General features: G+C 64.9%; 20 protein-coding genes. 11 read left to right on the forward strand and 9 right to left on the reverse strand.

Annotated elements, in window-relative coordinates; all coding sequences use genetic code 11:
* Positions 1-4: 4 nt before the first annotated feature.
* Both ILP92_RS08210 and ILP92_RS08215 read right to left on the reverse strand, forming a co-directional pair.
* On the reverse strand, positions 5-424 hold the full coding sequence (locus ILP92_RS08210) for a hypothetical protein (RefSeq protein WP_198915896.1): 420 nt from the start codon (positions 422-424) through the stop codon (positions 5-7).
* Positions 425-593: 169 nt separating this feature from the next.
* A complete protein-coding gene (locus ILP92_RS08215) occupies positions 594-1796 on the reverse strand; it encodes a pyridoxal phosphate-dependent aminotransferase (protein WP_198915897.1) in 1203 nt (400 codons plus the stop codon).
* A gap of 73 nt (positions 1797-1869) precedes the next feature.
* On the opposite strand from ILP92_RS08215, the gene ILP92_RS08220 reads away from it, so the two are divergent.
* From ILP92_RS08220 to ILP92_RS08230, 3 genes are read left to right on the forward strand one after another with little or no spacing between them, the layout of a single operon-like run.
* Entirely contained in the window at positions 1870-2289 is a 420-nt protein-coding gene (locus tag ILP92_RS08220) for a helix-turn-helix domain-containing protein (protein ID WP_235971234.1), read from the forward strand.
* Complete coding sequence (locus ILP92_RS08225; protein WP_198915898.1) at positions 2286-2567, forward strand: FAD assembly factor SdhE; 282 nt, start codon at positions 2286-2288, stop codon at positions 2565-2567. The genes ILP92_RS08220 and ILP92_RS08225 overlap by 4 nt, the downstream gene beginning before the upstream one ends.
* 58 nt (positions 2568-2625) lie before the next feature.
* A complete protein-coding gene (locus ILP92_RS08230; protein WP_198916020.1) occupies positions 2626-3123 on the forward strand; it encodes a MarR family winged helix-turn-helix transcriptional regulator in 498 nt (165 codons plus the stop codon).
* Here ILP92_RS08230 and ILP92_RS08235 read toward each other — a convergent pair.
* The 5 genes from ILP92_RS08235 to ILP92_RS08255 all read right to left on the reverse strand — a co-directional run bounded on the left by ILP92_RS08235 (position 3117) and on the right by ILP92_RS08255 (position 7632).
* A complete protein-coding gene (locus tag ILP92_RS08235) occupies positions 3117-3824 on the reverse strand; it encodes a DUF1194 domain-containing protein (protein ID WP_198915899.1) in 708 nt (235 codons plus the stop codon). The genes ILP92_RS08230 and ILP92_RS08235 overlap by 7 nt on opposite strands.
* Positions 3821-4519 (reverse strand): DUF1194 domain-containing protein, encoded by a 699-nt coding sequence (locus ILP92_RS08240; protein WP_198915900.1) that lies wholly within the window; start codon positions 4517-4519, stop codon positions 3821-3823. The genes ILP92_RS08235 and ILP92_RS08240 overlap by 4 nt, the downstream gene beginning before the upstream one ends.
* Positions 4486-4920 (reverse strand): VOC family protein, encoded by a 435-nt coding sequence (locus tag ILP92_RS08245; RefSeq protein WP_198915901.1) that lies wholly within the window; start codon positions 4918-4920, stop codon positions 4486-4488. The genes ILP92_RS08240 and ILP92_RS08245 overlap by 34 nt, the downstream gene beginning before the upstream one ends.
* 169 nt (positions 4921-5089) lie before the next feature.
* A complete protein-coding gene (locus ILP92_RS08250) occupies positions 5090-6460 on the reverse strand; it encodes a porin family protein (RefSeq protein ID WP_198915902.1) in 1371 nt (456 codons plus the stop codon).
* Positions 6460-7632, reverse strand: coding sequence for a hypothetical protein (locus ILP92_RS08255; RefSeq protein WP_198915903.1), 1173 nt, complete (start codon positions 7630-7632; stop codon positions 6460-6462). The genes ILP92_RS08250 and ILP92_RS08255 overlap by 1 nt, the downstream gene beginning before the upstream one ends.
* Before the next feature lie 149 nt (positions 7633-7781).
* Between ILP92_RS08255 and thyX the strand changes: the two genes are divergently transcribed.
* The 4 genes from thyX (at position 7782) to ILP92_RS08275 (ending at position 11248) form a co-directional block, all read left to right on the forward strand.
* Positions 7782-8687 carry an FAD-dependent thymidylate synthase gene (gene thyX / locus ILP92_RS08260; protein ID WP_198915904.1) on the forward strand — a complete coding sequence of 302 codons (906 nt, stop codon included), beginning with the start codon at positions 7782-7784 and terminating at the stop codon, positions 8685-8687.
* Entirely contained in the window at positions 8684-9748 is a 1065-nt protein-coding gene (locus ILP92_RS08265; protein ID WP_198915905.1) for an ATP-binding protein, read from the forward strand. Before thyX ends, ILP92_RS08265 begins: the two co-directional genes overlap by 4 nt.
* Before the next feature lie 614 nt (positions 9749-10362).
* Positions 10363-10833, forward strand: coding sequence for a hypothetical protein (locus ILP92_RS08270; protein ID WP_198915906.1), 471 nt, complete (start codon positions 10363-10365; stop codon positions 10831-10833).
* A gap of 139 nt (positions 10834-10972) precedes the next feature.
* Positions 10973-11248: a hypothetical protein gene (locus ILP92_RS08275; RefSeq protein WP_198915907.1), complete on the forward strand. Its 276-nt coding sequence runs from the start codon at positions 10973-10975 to the stop codon at positions 11246-11248.
* A 70-nt stretch (positions 11249-11318) separates the two neighbouring features.
* Here ILP92_RS08275 and ILP92_RS08280 read toward each other — a convergent pair whose 3' ends face one another.
* A complete protein-coding gene (locus ILP92_RS08280; RefSeq protein ID WP_198915908.1) occupies positions 11319-11525 on the reverse strand; it encodes a cold-shock protein in 207 nt (68 codons plus the stop codon).
* Positions 11526-11682: 157 nt separating this feature from the next.
* Between ILP92_RS08280 and ILP92_RS08285 the strand changes: the two genes are divergently transcribed.
* Positions 11683-12036, forward strand: coding sequence for an arsenate reductase family protein (locus ILP92_RS08285; protein ID WP_235971236.1), 354 nt, complete (start codon positions 11683-11685; stop codon positions 12034-12036).
* On the opposite strand, the gene thrS is transcribed toward ILP92_RS08285, so the two are convergent.
* Positions 12029-13975, reverse strand: coding sequence for a threonine--tRNA ligase (thrS, locus tag ILP92_RS08290; RefSeq protein ID WP_198915909.1), 1947 nt, complete (start codon positions 13973-13975; stop codon positions 12029-12031). The two genes, ILP92_RS08285 and thrS, sit on opposite strands and share 8 nt — an antisense overlap.
* A 223-nt stretch (positions 13976-14198) precedes the next feature.
* Here thrS and ILP92_RS08295 point away from each other — a divergent pair, with 223 nt between their 5' ends.
* The 3 genes from ILP92_RS08295 to ILP92_RS08305 are packed head-to-tail and all read left to right on the forward strand — an operon-like array spanning position 14199 to position 17203.
* The gene (locus ILP92_RS08295; protein ID WP_198915910.1) at positions 14199-15482 is read left to right on the forward strand and encodes an MFS transporter; all 1284 of its coding nucleotides are present in this window, start codon (positions 14199-14201) and stop codon (positions 15480-15482) included.
* 39 nt (positions 15483-15521) lie between these two features.
* A complete protein-coding gene (locus ILP92_RS08300; RefSeq protein WP_198915911.1) occupies positions 15522-16253 on the forward strand; it encodes an alpha/beta hydrolase in 732 nt (243 codons plus the stop codon).
* Complete coding sequence (locus ILP92_RS08305) at positions 16250-17203, forward strand: alpha/beta hydrolase (RefSeq protein WP_198915912.1); 954 nt, start codon at positions 16250-16252, stop codon at positions 17201-17203. The genes ILP92_RS08300 and ILP92_RS08305 overlap by 4 nt, the downstream gene beginning before the upstream one ends.
* Positions 17204-17291: the final 88 nt, after the last annotated feature.

Here is a 17291-nt window from a genome sequence, read left to right on the forward strand (position 1 = left end):
GTGATCAGCTTTCGGGGTCTTGGCGTTCCCGCAGCATCCGGTCGGTCCGCTTGCGCACCAGCACCGATCGCAGGTCGTGCATCGACAGCAGAAGCGGGTTCAGGACCGCGTCGATCTGCTCTTCAGTGGCCCTGGTCTGGACCCAGTGCGCGGTCTGGTTCAGGTGGTCGACGGTGCGCAGGATGTCGTCGATGTCGCGATAGGCCAGCGTCGCGCGCCGCTCTTCCATCCAGGTGGTGATGGCGGCCATGTCGTCTTCGTCGAGGTCGCGGTCGCCATGGGGCTTGATCTCGCCGTTGCGGATGTTGACCACGGCGATCTGGTCCATCTCGATCCGGCGCTGGCGGTTTTCTGCATCGACGCGGAACACGAAGGCCCCGTTTTCACGGGTCCGGAAGAAGTAATCGGGAAGCTCTGCGGACATGGGTCGGCCTTTGCGCGGGTCTGGTGCGCTTATGGCGGATCGGGACCGATTTGCGCAAGTCGCAGCACCGCCCGACGCATCCGCTATCGGCCGCCGTGGCGCCGGGATATTTGGAAGAACAAAGATGGGGCAGGGCGCGCGCGGATCCGTGGCGCGCGCCCGCGGCGGCCTAGCTGCAGCCCGCGCAGAACCGCTTGATCCGGGTCATGGCGTCGGTCAGCGCGGCATGGGAGGTGGCGTAGCTCACGCGGAAGGCGGGCGAGAGGCCGAAGGCCGCGCCGAAGACCACGGCGACGCCTTCCTCTTCCAGCAGCGCCGTGGCGAAGGCTTCGTCGCTGTCGATGGCGGTGCCCGCGGGGCTGACCATGCCGATGAGCTCGGCGATGGACGGGTAGACGTAGAACGCGCCGTCGGGCGTCGGGCAGGTGATGCCCTTGGCCGCGTTCAGCTCGGACACCACCAGGTCGCGGCGTTCCTGGAAGCTGGCGCACCAGTCCTGCAGGAAGTCCTGCGGGCCGTTCAGCGCCTCGACCGCCGCCCATTGGCTGATGGAACAGGGGTTCGACGTGGATTGCGACTGGATCTTGCGCATGGCCGCGATCAGCCATTCCGGCCCGCCCGCGTAGCCGATGCGCCAGCCGGTCATGGAATAGGCTTTGCTGACGCCGTTGCAGGTGAGCGTGCGGTCGTAGAGCGCGGGCTCGACCTGGGCGGGGGTGGTAAACTCGAAATCGCCGAAGCGCAGGTGTTCGTACATGTCGTCGGTCATCACCAGCACGTGCGGATGATGCACCAGCACATCCGTCAGCGCCTTCAGCTCGTCGCGGCTGTAGCCCGCGCCGGTGGGGTTCGACGGCGAGTTGAAGATCAGCCACTTGGTCTTGGGCGTGATCGCGTCGTTGAGCTGCTTCGGCGTCATCTTGAAGCCCTGCTCGATGCCGCATTCCACGATCACCGGCTCGCCGCCGCCCAACAGCACCATGTCGGGGTAGCTGACCCAGTAGGGCGCGGGGATGATGACCTCGTCGCCGGGGTTCAGGGTCGCCATCAGCGCGTTGTAGAGGATCTGCTTGCCGCCGGTGCCGACGCTGACCTGCTTCGGCGTGTAGTCGAGCCCGTTGTCGCGCTTGAACTTGGCACAGATCGCCTGCTTCAGCTCGATGATGCCGTCGGGCGCGGTGTACTTGGTCTTGCCTGCGTCGATGGCCGCCTTCGCCGCGTCCTTGATGTGGTCGGGCGTGTCGAAATCCGGCTCGCCCGCGCCCAGGCCGATCACGTCGCGCCCCTCGGCCTTCAGCTCGGCCGCCTTGGTGGTGACGGCGATGGTGGGCGAGGGTTTCACGCGGGACAATGTCGCGGAAAGATGGTCCATGGTCGTCCTCCGGAGGTAAGGTCAGGCTGGCATGTCTTAGGCTCGGCCCCATGTTCCTTCAACATGAAAACGAATGATCCGAGGTGATGCGATGACCATGGAAGACGTGGAACACGATTGGTATTCGAACGAGACGGCGACCTTCGGCGACCGCCTGGCCGATGCGCGCGAGGCCCTGGGCATGACCCAGGCGGACCTGGCCCAGCGCCTGGGGATCAAGCCTGCCACCGTCGAGGCGTGGGAAAACGACCTGTCCGAGCCGCGCGCGGCGCGTCTGAACATCCTTGCCGGGCTTCTGAATGTCAGCCTGCGCTGGCTGATGACGGGCGAGGGGGAAGGGCTTTCGGCCCCCGTCGACGAGATGGCGCTGCCCGAGGACATCCACCACATGATGGGCGAACTGCGCGAGATGCAGCGCGACATGGTGCGGCAGGCCGACCGGCTGGGGCGCCTTCAGAAGCGGCTGCGCCTTGCGCTGGACACCGCGCGATGAGCGGGGTGGACGACATCACGCTCCGGCGCCTGAAGATGCGATCGATGCGGCGCGGGATCAAGGAAATGGACCTGATCCTGAGCGCTTATGCCGATGGCCGCCTGGCCGAGCTGTCGCCCGAGACGGTGGCGCTTTACGAAGAGATGCTGTTCGAAAACGACCAAGAACTTTACACTTGGGTCAGCGGGCAGGTGGCCCCGCCGGACCGGTTCGCCGCGCTGGTGGACGACATCCGCGCGCACATGGCCCGGCACGTGCAGAAAAACGACGCGTCTTGACGGAAAATTAGCCAATTCCGCGCATCTTGATCCCCGAAGCTGTGAAACGAGGATCATGATGAGCGTTCTGCAAAGGGTGGAGACGGGCCAGGACCGCGGGTTCATCGCCGAATATCTGGACACGCTGTCGCTGGTCGAACGACTGCACCGGCTGCTTCTGGATGTGCTGAAGGATGAATTCGAACGGGTCGGCGTGCTGGAGATCAATCCGGTTCAGGCGCTGCTGCTGTTCAACGTGGGCGACAACGAGGTGACCGCGGGCGAGCTGAAATCGCGCGGCTACTACCAGGGCTCGAACGTGTCCTACAACTTGAAGAAGCTGGTGGAGATGGGCTACATGCACCACCAGCGCTGCGAAATCGACCGCCGCGCCGTTAGGGTGAAGCTCACCCAGAAGGGGCGCGAGGTGCACAAGACCGTGGGACGCCTGTTCGCGCGCCACGCCGAGGGGCTGCAATCGCGCAGCGTCCTGAGCCATGACCAGATCGACCTGATCAACGGCACCTTGCGCCGGGTCGAGCGTTATTGGACCGACCAGATCCGCTATATCTACTGAGCGGCGCCCAGAACCACGACCCGCAACTCGCGCAGAAGCTTGCGCTCCATGGCGTCGGCGTAATCGTCGAAGCCAAGCGCTGTTTCGACGAAGGCATCGGGGCCGTGGATCACTTCGGCCCTGAAATAGGACGACAGCTCGGCGATCTCGACCTGCCGCGCGTCGCCCGAAGATGGCGCGTCCGCGCCGATGGCCAGCGCGTTCACCGTGATCCCGTCCAGCGTGCCGCCCGCGCGCACGTCGCGGGGCCGGGGGCCGGTGTTGCGGGGCCCGTCGCCGGAAATATCCAGCGTGCGCTGCCAGCAGCCCGCGCGCTGGGCCAAAAGCCCCGCGCCGAAGGCCATCGCGGCACCGAGCCCGGTGGATGGCCCGAATGCGGGCCGCGTGGCGTCGCGCAGGCGCGCGGCGATATCGTCAATCACGTTACGTGAGACCACCGAAGCCCAGCGCTGGGTGAGCCGGACCTGGCCCGGATCGGACCACTCGAAAATTGCCAGGTCCACGGGGGTTTCCGGATCGTCGAGCAGTGCCGCCACGACCCTCGGGCGCTGCAATGCCGCCGCGAGCCCGTCCAGTTGCAATCGGTACTCGGTCGTGTCCACCGATCCCGAGATATCCAGGCCCAGCGCCAGGGCCTGGCGACAGGCGGCATCCGTCGGCGCGGCGAGGACAAGGGTCAGCGCCAGCGCGGGCCAGATCACTCGCTCGCTCCGATCACCCGGGCGCCCATTTCGCGGACCAGCTTGCGCCGCATCGCGCGCTCGAAATCCTCGAAGCCTTGCGCGACCTCGACGAAGGACGCGGGGCCGCGCACCACTTCGCGGGCGTACCACGTCACCACCGCCTCGTCGTGGCCGGTGACGACCAGCCCGTTCACGGTGACTTCGTCGAAGGGGAAGTTTCGATAGGCCAGGTCCGGCCCGAACCCGTCGTTGTTGATCCCGTCGCCCGAGACGTCCAACGTCTTGAAAAGACAGGGCGGCGCGCGCTCGAGCAGCCCCGAGGCATAGCCAAGCGCATATCCCAGCGCGGTCGGGAAGTCGGCGTAGGACCGCCGGGACGTGGCGATCGCATCGCTCGCCCGCTGCATGTCTTCGGGGCTGCTGAGCAGGATCCAGTCCAGCAGCAAGTCCTGCTGCCACCGCCCCGACCATTCGAAAACCGCCAGGGCGATGGGCTGGTCGGGGATGGCGGTCGCGGCTTGCACCACCTGCGGCGACAGCAGCGCGCGGGCCAGTCCCTGGCGCTGCAGCGCGTCTTCGCGGGCGTCGACCGAGGACGAGATGTCCAGCCCCAGCAGCAGCGCCAGTCGGCACTGGGCGTCGGCCGCACCCGCCCAGACCGCCAGCGCGGCGGCGGCGCCTACCAGTGTCCGGTGTTTTCCATGCTCGCCCACGGCTCTTGCGGCTCCTTCGCGTCGCCTTTTTGCAGAAGCTCGACCGAGATGTTGTCGGGCGAGCGCACGAAGGCCATGTGCCCGTCGCGCGGCGGGCGGTTGATCGTCACCCCCGCATCCTGCAACTTCGCGCACATCTCGTAAATATCGTCCACGCGGTAAGCCAGGTGGCCGAAATGGCGGCTGTCGTCGGGGAGCGCGTCGTCGCCGTCCCAATTGTAGGTGATCTCGACATCGGCCATGCCGTTGTCCTGCTCGGGCGGGCACATGAAGACCAGCGTGAAGCGCCCGGCCTCGACATCCTTGCGCTGCCGTTCCTTCAGGCCGAGAAGCTTGAAGAATTCCATCGTCTTGTCCAGGTCCTTGGCGCGGACCATGGTGTGCAGATATTCGATTGCCATGAGGGGCTTCCTTCTTGAACGTTTCCTTCGCAAGGGCAGGTAGCGTCCCGAGGCTTCGGGTAAAGCAGGCGAAACGCCTGTCGCCGGGTTCATCCCATGGGATGGACTTTTGCGATAAGACGCCGGAGAGAATCCACTTGCGAGCGTCCGGCGTCAGGCCGCAGAGGGATCAGAAGGTCGAAACCACCCCGAGACTCACGCCGAGACGATCCGTGTCGAAAAGATCGACATTCGACGACCGCCGTGATCCCTCCAGCGTCACCGACGGCGCAAAGCCGTAGTAATCCAGTCCGCGAAATGTCGCCGTCACGGAACCCTGAACGACACGGTCCAACCGCCCACCCGACTGGTAGGGGGTGGCGTCAAAGTCGGTCAGGCCATAGGCGGCTCGGATTGTCAGACCCATCCCGCCGCCCAGACTTGTCAGGACCGGTCGACCCAGCGTGTACCCGACGCTCACCGTCCCGGTTGTGAAATCGAACGACATGGAGTCCGCGCGGCTTTCGCTGGCGAACAATCCCAGCCGCAGCGTACCGCCGGTGATCCTGTGCGCAGCATCGAAGCTGACCCCCATGGAAAAGGGCGTCGCGTCATTTCCCTGCAACCGCTTGGTGTATTCCGCCGCGATTTCCGCCTGAAAGAACGTGCCTCCGTCGCTTCGCCAGCTTCGCCCCAGGGAGAATCGCGCGGATCGCGCCAAGGGGTGGCCGCCATACCAATCCGCGTTGACCACGCCCCCCAGAGACCAATATCCTGCGCCTGCACCGGCGCTGATATCGTGGACAAGTCCCAGTCCGACGCCGGTCTGCGCGAAATCACTGCCATCCGCGTCAGGCGCGATCCGCTTCGCTTCACCCGAAAGCCTGTAGGTCTGATGCGACAGGTCCAGCGACAGAGTCGTTCGACTGCGTTCACTCACGGAAATGATACGCTCGATGTCGGCACCGAATGCGAAGCGTGTTCCCGACAGCGCAAGCGCTGACCCGCTGAGGACAATGGGCAGGCCGAACAGTTCCACCTGATCGCTGGTTGCGCCGCCGTTCGCGTTCGATGTCGGCGCGACAGCGAAACTCAGTTTGACCCTTGTGGGGGTGCGATTTCGGACGTGGCGCAGATCGGCGACGGCGCGCCTGCGTTCGGCTTCACCGGGCGCGATCTCTGCGGCGCGGCGCAGCCAGAATTGCGACCGCAACCGCGCGCCCTGAGATGACAGCGCCTGGGCGACCAGAAGGGCCGAGCGATATTTCTCGCCATCGGTTTCGGCCGTTCTCCAGGCCTGTTTCGCAGTCGCAAGGGCGGCGTCGTAGTCGCCCGCGTTCCGCTGCGCGCGGGACCGGACGAGAAGCGCGGTCACATCGGCAGGATCACGGGCGAGAAGGGCGTCCGTCAGGGCTTGCGCGGTTGCGTTGTCGCCCTCCGCCACGGCGGTGACGGCGCGTGTGCGCATCTGATCGGGAGACAAAGTTTCGGCCGTCGCCGCCGCTGTGAGCGCAACGGCGATACCGATCGATAAAACCGATCGAAGCACCCGATGCGGCATCAGCCTTCCGGACGTCGGTAGACGATGAAGCCGCCCGTTTCGCGCGCGGTGACGTTTTCGAACCGGGGATCCTGGCTGGTCAACACGACGATACCGGTGATTTCCTCGGCATCTTCACCCGAAAGGACAGCGAAGAATTGTCCATCCTCATAGTTGTCGGATTCGCCGGGCAAGCGCGAGAAGACGTCCGTCACGATTTCGCCGCTGGCTTTGGCCGCACTATCGTTGATGACCATCCTGACCTCGGGAAGGGTCGCACGCCCTTCTTCAAGAGCACCCGCGATTTCGGCGGTGATGTCGTTCCCCGCCAGATCAAACACCCGCCGGTCGAAAATCGTCGCGTTTACACCGTCACCGATGGTATTCGGCTGTTGGTTGAAATCTTCGAAATCGATCTGCACGGTTGCGCGACCGGTCGTATATTCAAGACCGCCGCGACCGTCGAAGTCCCGCAGCCCGGCATATTCCCCCTTATAAGAGCCCTGTCCGGTCTGGGGAATCTCAACGTTGCCATTGCGCTGGTAGATGAAGCCGCCGAAGCCGTACGGGATGTAGGAGCCCGTGCGCACGATAGCGAATTCCGACTGCCCCGAAGGACTTACACCGTAGACAGCGCGGTACAGGAATTGGTCGATCTGATCGCCGTTCAGCGGATCCGGTACCGGCTCGGTCGGCTCATATACCGCGAACTGCGATATCGACTCGCGCGGCTGGCCGCCTGGCGGCGTGGTCGGCACCGGGTCGAGCGTGGCGACAGTCGGGCTGCGGCGATAGGTGCTTTGTTGGTCGGTGTCGGGGCCCACATCCGGGTCGCCGTCAAACGCCAGATTGTCCACGGTGAACGTGTCGGTCTCGCTGTTGTAGCTGACCCTCTCCACGTAGCCCGAGCCCTCTCCGCGTTCCTCGCGGCGGGTGATGTCGGAACTTGAGCTCGGGCTTTCCGTGCCCGGCGGCAGATCGCCGTCGCTGTCGATCGGCGTGACCGGATCTCCATCCTCACCCGTGCCGCCATCGACCTCGTCGTCGTGAATGGGCTCGAACGGGTTGCCGCCATCGCAGGCGCCAAGCGCCAGTATCGCGCAGAGCGCGAGGGAATATCTGGGGATCATACTGCTGTGCCTCGGATCGATTGTTTTGCGGCCAAATTGCCCGCCCGGGTTCGATTTGGTCAAGCGTACCGGTCCGCTTTGCCGAAATCGGACCCAGCCTGTGGGGAAATTACCAACCTTCGGGTAAGATATCCCCATATAGTGGTTTGTGCAGCCGCTCTGGCCAGATATTGTGTTGTTCGACTCAAGCCAGCATCGAAGGATCGCCCGCCATGCCCCTTTCGCCCGAGCAACAGGCCGACATCGACGACCAGCGCGCCGAAAGCCACCAGACCCTGCGCGCCACGGTGCCGGGGATGGAGGCGCGTCTTTACCGCGCCCACGAGGTGCTGGATCACGGGCTGGTGCGCGTCATCGACTATATGGGCGACGACGCCGCCATCACCCAGGCCGCGCGGGTCAGCTACGGGCGTGGCACCAAGTCGGTGCAGAACGACGAGGGGCTGATCCGCTACCTCATGCGGCACTGGCACTCGACCCCATTCGAGATGTGCGAGATCAAGCTGCACGTGAAGCTGCCGGTCTTCGTTGCGCGCCAGTGGATCCGCCACCGCACCGCCAACGTGAACGAGTACTCGGCCCGCTACTCGGTGCTGGACCGCGAATTTTACATCCCCGCGCCCGAACACCTGGCCGCGCAATCGTCGATCAACAACCAGGGCCGCGGTGCGGTGCTGGAGGGCGACGAGGCCGCCCGTGTCCTCGAAACCCTCAAATCCGACGCCGACCGCGCCTATGACCACTACGAATCCATGCTGTCCCAGGACGGCCAGCAGGGCCTTGCCCGCGAACTGGCCCGCATGAACCTGCCCGCCAACGTCTATACGCAATGGTACTGGAAGGTGGACCTGCACAACCTCTTCCACTTCCTGCGCCTGCGCGCCGACCCCCACGCGCAATACGAGATCCGCGTCTATGCCGACGTGATCTGCGAGATCGTGAAGGACTGGGTCCCGCTCGCCTATGCCGCGTTCGAGGAATACCGGTTAGGGGGCGCGCAACTGTCGGCGACGGCGGTGGCGGTGGTGAAACGGATGATCGCCGGGGAGACGGTGACGCAGGAGACGTCCGGTCTGACGAAGCGGGAGTGGGGGGAGTTGATGGGGGTTGTTGGGTGACCGTAAGTCAAGAAGAATGTCTCTCTCGTCTCTCGCCTATCCCTGTCGGGGATGGCTTTCGCGTCAAATCGCGCGAATCCGTCGACTTAGAGTTCAAGCGTGAGCTCACTCTTGCTACCTTCCGGAAATCTCTAAAAACAGTTGCTGCATTTTCTAACTGTAAAGGTGGATGGATCGTATTCGGAGTATCAGATAGGCCACGTAATATTGTGGGTATAGGTGCTGCTGACTTAGACGATGGCCAGTTGTCCGAACAGGTCATTCAATCAATTTCGCCTGCTCCCGATTGGTCGATGACTTATCTTGATATATTTGGTCTTCGCGTCGCAATTTTCGAAGTTTTTCAGAACCCCCGACTGCCCACTATTGCAATTCGCGATCTCAGTGGAGGTCAAGGGGAAGATCCACTTTTGAGGCAAGGCACAGTTTACACGAGGCGTAGGGGACAGACGTCCCCGATCACCGGAGCTGAATTTACGCAGATGATGCGCATGAGGGACGATTTGACTGAGGCGAGGATATTTCAGTTCCTCGGGCGCGGTCGAGACATAGGATTTGACCGTGCGATCGTCGCAGGTGGTAAGGGTGAAGCCCAGCAAGATGCCGAGAGGATGACCTTCTATATCCCTTCTAGCTCAGCCAGTGACCTCAATATCGTTGATCGCGCAAGGCTGATAGAAGAAGACGGAGCGCCAGCCTACGAAATCGTAGGAAATGTGAACTTGTTTGCACCCGGCGACATTGATCCGAGACTGCCCATGCGCGCGGCGGAAACTGCCGCTAGCCAGCTAGAAGAGATTCACAATATTTTTGGTAACGATTTCCCTTGGACTTTCTCACACTTAAAGAAGGCAGCGTCGCATTTGGGGTTTTGGCGTCGGACAGAGGGTGACGGTGTGAACACCGGTGTTGAGCCATTAACTGGAACTACAATTTATTTCCGAGCCGGAAGGGAGGAGATCCTGAATTTTGCGAGGCAAAATCCGAGTGAATTCGTAGATGTAGTTGCGTCTCAAGCGACACGGAAAAGATGGCGTGACGCGCAAGAGCTGGTGCAGTAAGCGGCTAACCTAAACTCTGCCACTGCTGATTTAGCTCTTATTCTACTTCTATAACTTATCATCTCGCGTGTTCCGTGATCGGAAGCGAAATGTGCAGCGACGTCGGACGGCTTCGAGCGCGCTGTTGCCATGGTTCAATCAACCGATCCTCTGAAACCAATGTCCGCCCGGCGGTACGCCGGGCAGCGCCCGACCCGCCCCCCAGGGCGGGCGCTTCACGCCCACCCTCGGGTCGGGCGCTGCCCCGTCCGCGATGAACGACCCTCGGTCCCTGTGACAGATGCCCCCCTGCGCATTGCTTGCGCAATCCGCGTTCGACCCTTGGGGCTTTCCACTGGAAAGCCCCATCGCGGGCAGGCCCGCGACCGGGCCTCACCCCTCGGGTCGGGCGCTGCCCTCATCGCATTGCACGACCCTCGGCCAACCTGACAAACGCCCCGGCGCATTGCTTGCGCAATCCGCGTTCGGCCCTTGGGGCTTTCCGCCCGAAAACCCATCGCGGGCGAGCGCGCTGGTCTTCGCTCGGCGCTCACAAATTAGGCGCGGTATCAAACCTGTGTTACCTTACGTCACCCTGGGCAATTTCGCCCTCGGGGAGAAGTGGGAGAACATTCATGACCAAGACTATTTTCAAGGGTTTCCTGGCGGCCGGGTTGCTGGCCGCGGCTCCCCTGGCCGCGATGGAGGTGACGGGGACCGGGCACGGCACCTCGGACAACCAGCCCATGCCGCTGACCGAGGACATCGTCGCGGTCCAGGTCGCCAGCACCTATGAGCGCTTCGACTCCGACGACCCCGACAACCCGCTGGTGGGCCTGAGCGGGCCGTGCTGGGGCTCGATGCTGATGAACGCGGGTGCGGTGTCCGGCAGCGGGCTCTGCCGCTATTCCGACGAGGACGGCGGCGAGGCCGTGCTGAGCTGGACCGCGGAAGCCGTCGAGAACGGCCGCACCCAGGGCAGCTGGGAAGTGGTCGGCGGCACCGGCTCGTGGGAGGGCGTCACCGGCGGCGGCAGCTTCGACGCGGGCACCGACGACGCGGGCGCCTATACAAACAACGTCATCGGCGAGCTGACCATGCCCTGACGCACCCGGCGCGCGGCGGTGTCATGGCCGCCGCGCGCCGCGATTGTTTCCGAAACGCCAAATTGACCGCTTGCGGGGCACCGGCTACGCTTTGCCCGATGGCGGCGCGACCGCCGGGACAAAGGACGCGAGGGACCAGATGACACGCACCGCAATCGCTTTCGGACTGACGCTGTCCGCCTTCGCCGCACCCGCCATCGCCGGCAACGCCGTCTATCCGTTCAAGACGCACGAGAATTTCTGCCCCAACGGGTTGCAGCCCGTCTATGCGGGCGGCGAGATCTGCTGCGGCACGCCCACGACCCACACGACCTATGCCCAGGTCATGGCGCATCCGGCGCCCAAGCGGCAGGCCCGCGCGGTGCGCCACATCCCCGCCCAGAAGGGCATCCCGACCGGCAAGGGGATCGACTGAGCGGCGCGCACGAAAAAGCCCGCCGCGGTGTGCCGGGGCGGGCTTTCGGCGGTGCTGGTGTGAAAATGGGCTAAAGCGCCTGGAGCTCTCCGGCCGATTCGCGTCCGTCACGGCCCGCGATCAACTCGTAGCTGACCTTCTGATTGTCGGCCAAGCCGGTCATGCCGGCCCGCTCAACCGCCGAAATATGAACGAAAATATCTTTGCCGCCATCGTCCGGCGCAATGAAGCCGTAGCCTTTGGTGGTGTTGAACCATTTAACGGTGCCAGTGGGCATTCCCGTGTCTCCCTGTGGTCGTGCCCGCCCGCGGAATTGCGGCGGGATGGTGCTGCCAGGTCTTCCGTCATGGCCGCGTGGGCACTATCCGATAGAACGTCTGTCGTCACATTGGAAACGCTGGTAAATTCGCGCACAGATTGCAAGTGAAAGTCAAATGACAGTGCCAAGCCAAGCGCCCGCGTCGCTGACGCTCTACGGGCTGAAAACCTGCGATACCTGTCGCAAGGCCCTGAAATCATTAAGGGATGCGGGGCATGACGTGGTTTTCCACGATGTCCGGGCCGACGGATTGCCGCGGGAGACCCTTGAGCGGTTTCATGCTGACCTGGGCGAGGAATTGATGAATAAGCGGTCGTCGACCTGGCGCCAGCTGGGCGATAGCGCTCACGGGCAGGACGTGATTTCCCTGATTTCTCAATATCCTGCAGTAATGAAGCGACCCGTCATCGACGACGGGACGCGGCTGTACCTGGGCTGGACGAAGGACGTGCAGGCCGCCCTTACCTGAGATCGGGCGGCGTCGCTTCGGCCTGCAAATCGGCCAATAGCGTGTCGAGCGGGGCGGTGCGCGTCTGCTTCTCGCCCAGCCGCCGGACCGAGACGGTCCGATCCTCGACCTCGCGCGCGCCGATGGCCAGGATCACCGGCACCTTGCCCACCGAGTGCTCGCGAACCTTGTAGTTGATCTTCTCATTGCGGGTATCCGCCTCGGCCCGGATGCCGTTCTTGCGCAGAAGATCCGTGATTTCAGTGACATAGGCATCGGCGTCGGACACGATGGACGCCACGACCACCTGGCGCGGAGCGATCCAGAACGGCAGCTTGCCCTCGTAGTTTTCGATCAGGATCCCCAGGAACCGCTCGAACGACCCGAGGATCGCGCGGTGCAGCATGTAGGGGCGGTGCTTGCTGCCGTCGGCGGCCACATAGGAGGCATCCAGCCGCTCGGGCAGGTTGGGATCCACCTGGAACGTGCCCAGCTGCCATTCGCGGCCGATCGCGTCGGTCAGCTTGAAATCCAGCTTCGGCCCGTAGAACGCCCCTTCGCCGGGATCGAGCTCGTAAGGATGCCCCGTCGCCTTGATCGCGTTTTCCAGAGCGTTTTCAACGTAGTCCCACGACTCGTCGCTGCCCACGCGCTTCTCTGGCCGGGTCGAGAACTTGATGTCGAAGCTGTCGAACCCGAGGTCCGAATAGACGCTGGCCAGCATGTCGATGAAGCCCGCGCATTCGGCTTCGATCTGGTCCTCGGTGCAGAAGATATGTGCGTCGTCCTGGGTGAAGCCGCGCACCCGCATCAGCCCGTGCAGCGCGCCCGACGGCTCGTAGCGCGAGCAGGCCCCGAACTCGGCCAGCCTGAGCGGCAGGTCGCGATAGGATTTCAGGCCCTGGTTGAACACCTGCACGTGGCAGGGGCAGTTCATGGGCTTCAGCGCGTTGACGGCCTTTTCGCGGGCGTGTTCCTCGTCCACCTCGACGATGAACATATGCTCTTGGTACTTTTCCCAGTGGCCCGAGGCTTCCCACAGCTTGCGGTCCACGATCTGGGGCGTGTTGATCTCGCGGTAGCCGTGGGCGCGCTGCTTGCGGCGCATGTAATCCTGCAAGGTCGTGTAGATGTTCCAGCCGTTCGGGTGCCAGAACACCTGGCCCGGCGCCTCTTCCTGCATGTGGAACAGGTCCATCTCGCGGCCCAGCTTGCGGTGGTCGCGCTTGGCGGCCTCTTCCAGCATGGTCAGGTGGGCGTTCAGGTCCTTCTTGGTGCGGAAGCCCACGCCGGTGATGCGTTGCAGCTGGGGCCGGGTCACGTCGCCGAACCAGTAGGCGCCCGACACGCCCATCAGCTTGAACGCGTCGGCGGGCACCTGGCCCGTGTGCTGCAGATGCGGGCCGCGGCAAAGATCCTGCCAGTCGCCGTGCCAGTACATCCGGATCGGCGCGTCCTCGGGGATGCGGTCGATGAGCTCGACCTTGAAGGGCTCGTTCGTGTCCTTATAGTGCTGGATCGCGCGGTCGCGGTCCCAGATCTCGGTGCGCACCGGGTCGCGCGCGTTGATGATCTTGCGCATCCGGTCCTCGATCTGGCCCAGGTCTTCGGGCGTGAAGGGCTCGGCGCGGTCGAAATCGTAGAACCAGCCATGGTCGGTCACGGGACCGATGGTCACCTTCACGTCCTGCCAGATTTCCTGCACGGCGCGGGCCATGATGTGGGCCAGGTCGTGGCGCACCAGTTCCAGCGCGGGGGCGGCATCGTCCATGGTGTTGATGGCGATCCGGGCATCGCGCTCGATGGGCCATTGCAGGTCCCAGTGCTCGCCGTCCAGCGTGGCCGAAATCGCCTTCTTGCCCAGCGACTTGCTGATCGATGCGGCCACGTCGGCCGCCGTCACGCCCGCGTCGAAGTCGCGCGCGTTGCCATCGGGAAATGTCAGGGAAATCTGGGCCATGGGCCACCTCGTCGGTTTGGCGCCCACGGAACGCCCGGTTGCAAGTTATGTGTGCACGGACTTGCCCAGCCCGGCCGCCCAAGTCAACCCACGGCGCGCGCCGGGCTTGCCATCCCTGGCCTCTCAATGCCTCGAGACCACGTCGGAAAGGAGCGGTGCGCCGGGAAATTGGCGACAGACCGCGCAAGCGGACTACTTTCGCGAAGACCGACCGGAGAGAGCGATGAGCGACACCACGAGCTACGAAGAAACCCTGTTCGAGGCGCTGACCGAGGACACCGACAGCCCCGGCGGATTGAGCGACACCGCCCAATCCCACGAGGCGGGCAATTTCCTGCGCCACGCGGCGTCGCTGTCGATGACGAAGTTGGCCGACGGGCTCTTGTCGCCGAAACTGGTGCTGTCGTGGCTTCTGAGCACGCTTGGCGCGTCGAACTTCCTGGTGGGCCTGCTGGTCCCGATCCGCGAGGCGGGCGCGCTTCTGCCGCAGCTTTTCACGGCGCCGCGCATCCACGCCATGGGGCGGCGCAAATGGGCCTGGGCCGGTGGCTCGGTGGTGCAGGGGCTGGCCTGCGCGGGGATCGTGGTCGCCGGGCTGACGATGGAGGGCAACGCCGCGGGCATCGCCATCTGCGTGGCGCTGACCGTGCTGGCGCTGGCGCGTTCGGTCTGTTCGGTCAGCTACAAGGACATTTTGGGCAAGACCGTGGGCAAGACCCGGCGCGGATCGGCCACGGGGCTTGCCGCCAGCGTCGCCAGCATCGGCGTGATCGTGTTCGCGTTGATGCTGGTGCTGGACCTCGGTGCGCGGATGACGCTGGTGATCGGCGCGCTGACGCTCGCCGCCGCGCTGTGGCTGATCGCGGGCGCGCTGTTCGCTACGTTGCGCGAAGAGCCGACCCCGCGCGCGGCGGAAGGCACGCCCTGGGGGCAGCTCACCCTGCTGCGCGAGGATCGCCAGCTGGTGCTGTTCATCGTCACCCGCGGCCTGCTGACCGCGACCGCGCTGGCGCCGCCCTACCTGGTGCTGCTGGGCGCGCAAGCGGGGCAGGGCAGCTTCGACCAGCTGGGTGCGCTGGTGCTGGCCTCGTCCGTGGCGTCGTTCCTGTCATCCTATGTCTGGGGGCGCATGGCCGACCGGTCCAGCCGCGACGTGCTGAGGCGGTCGGGCGGGCTGGGGGCCATTGCGCTGGCGGGCGCGATCCTGCTGGACATGCAGGGGCTGGCGGGCGCGTGGTGGGCGATGCCGGTCGTGCTGTTCGTCCTGATGATCGCCTATCACGGCGTGCGGCAGGGCCGCTCGACCTACTTGGTGGACATGGCGCCGAAGGATCAGAGACCGGCCTATACGGCGGTGTCGAACACGGTGATCGGCGTCGTGCTGATGGGATCGGGCCTGTTCGGCGCGTTGGCGTCGATCTGGGGGGCGGGCAGCACGCTGGCGCTGTTCGCCGTGATGTGCCTGCTCGCGGTCGTGGTGGCGGGCAAGCTGGAAGACGTCGAGTAACGCTTTTCATTCCCGGCCGCGCGCCTAGTGTCTTCCCCCATGACCGATTTCCTCGACACGGCCCATGGCCGCCGCATCGCCTATCACCGCACCGAGGGGAAGGGGCCTTGGGTCGTCTTCCTGGGCGGGTTCAAATCCGACATGGGCGGCACCAAGGCCGTGCACCTGGAAGCCTGGGCCAAGGCGCGGGGCCGCGCCTTCCTGCGGTTCGACTATTCGGGCCACGGCGAGTCCTCGGGCACGTTCGAAGAGGGCGGCATCGGTGACTGGTCGCAGGACGCGGCGGATGCCATCGGCGCGCTGACCGACGGCCCGGTCGTGCTGGTCGGGTCCAGCATGGGCGGGTGGGTGTCGTTGCTGGTGGCGCGGCAATTGACGCGCGTCGTCGGTATGGTGGGCATCGCCGCCGCGCCCGATTTCACCGAGGACAGCATGTGGGCGGGCTTCTCGCCCGAGCAGCACGCCGAGATGGAGCGCACGGGCCGCGTGGCCCTGCCGTCGGAATACGGCGAGCCCTATATCATCACGAAACGGCTGATCGAGGATGGCCGCAACCACTTGGTCCTGCGCGAGCCCATGCGCGATTTCGGACCCGTGCGCCTGTTGCAGGGCACCGAGGACGCGGATGTGGACCGCTCGGTGGCGCTGCGGCTTCTGGATCATCTGCAGGGCGACGTGCGGCTGACGCTGGTGAAGGGCGCCGATCACCGGTTTTCCAGCCCCGAATGCCTGGCCCTGATCGAAAGCGCCATTGACCAGGTGCTGGGATGAAGTGGGTCGTGCGGATCCTGACCGCGCTGGTCCTGCTGGGTGTCGCGGTGTGGCTGTTGCGCCCGGGTGTGGGTGAAATCGCGTTCGACGCCGACGCCATCGGCGATGACCCGGTCGCGTATCTGGCGGCGCAGGAGTCGCGCTTCGACGATATCGTGGAGGGCACGCAGAAGCGCGTCGTCTGGGCGGGGGATCCGGGCGCGCGGACCGACTGGGTGGTGGTCTATGTGCACGGCTTTTCGGCCTCGTCCGAAGAGATCCGGCCGGTGCCCGACCAGGTGGCCGCGGCTTTGGGCGCGAACCTCTATTTTACCCGACTCGAAGGGCACGGCCGCGATGGTGCGGCCATGGCCGAGAGCAGCGCCGAGGCGTGGTTGCGCGACTTCGACGAGGGGCTGGCGATCGCCCGACGGCTGGGCGACCGGGTGCTGGTCATGTCGGCATCGACCGGTGGGACCATCGCGGCGCTGGCCTCGGCACGGGGGCGGGATGTGGACGCGCAGGTGATGGTGTCGCCCAATTTCGGGGTGCAGGCGGCGGGGGCTTTCCTGCTGACGCTGCCCGGGGCCCGGTCCTGGGTGCCGCTGCTGGTGGGCGAGACCCGCAGCTTCGAGGCCGAGAACCCCGCCCACGCGAAATACTGGACGACCCGCTACCCGACCGAGGCCGTGGTGCCCATGGCGCTGTCGGTACGCGCCGCGAAGGCCGCCGCGCTTCAGCGGATCACGACGCCCGCGCTGGTGATCTTTTCCGAGGACGACCAGGTCGTCCGCCCCGAGGCCACGCGCGCGGCAATGGCGCGCTGGGGCGGCCCGGTGACGCTGGAACCCGTCAGCCCGCCGCCGGGCAACGCGCCGTCGAATCACGTCCTTGCGGGCGACATCCTGTCGCCGGACATGACCGCCCCGGTGACCGACATGATCCTGGACTGGGTGCGGGCGCTGCCATAGGCCCGCCGAAAAATGCCGACGCGCCGCCAAGATGCTTGCGGCGCGGCACCATGGCTTCTAGGATTCTTTTAAAATAAGAACATTTACC

The sequence above is a fragment of the Palleronia pontilimi genome (assembly GCF_016412875.1).
Lineage (GTDB): Bacteria > Pseudomonadota > Alphaproteobacteria > Rhodobacterales > Rhodobacteraceae > Palleronia > Palleronia pontilimi.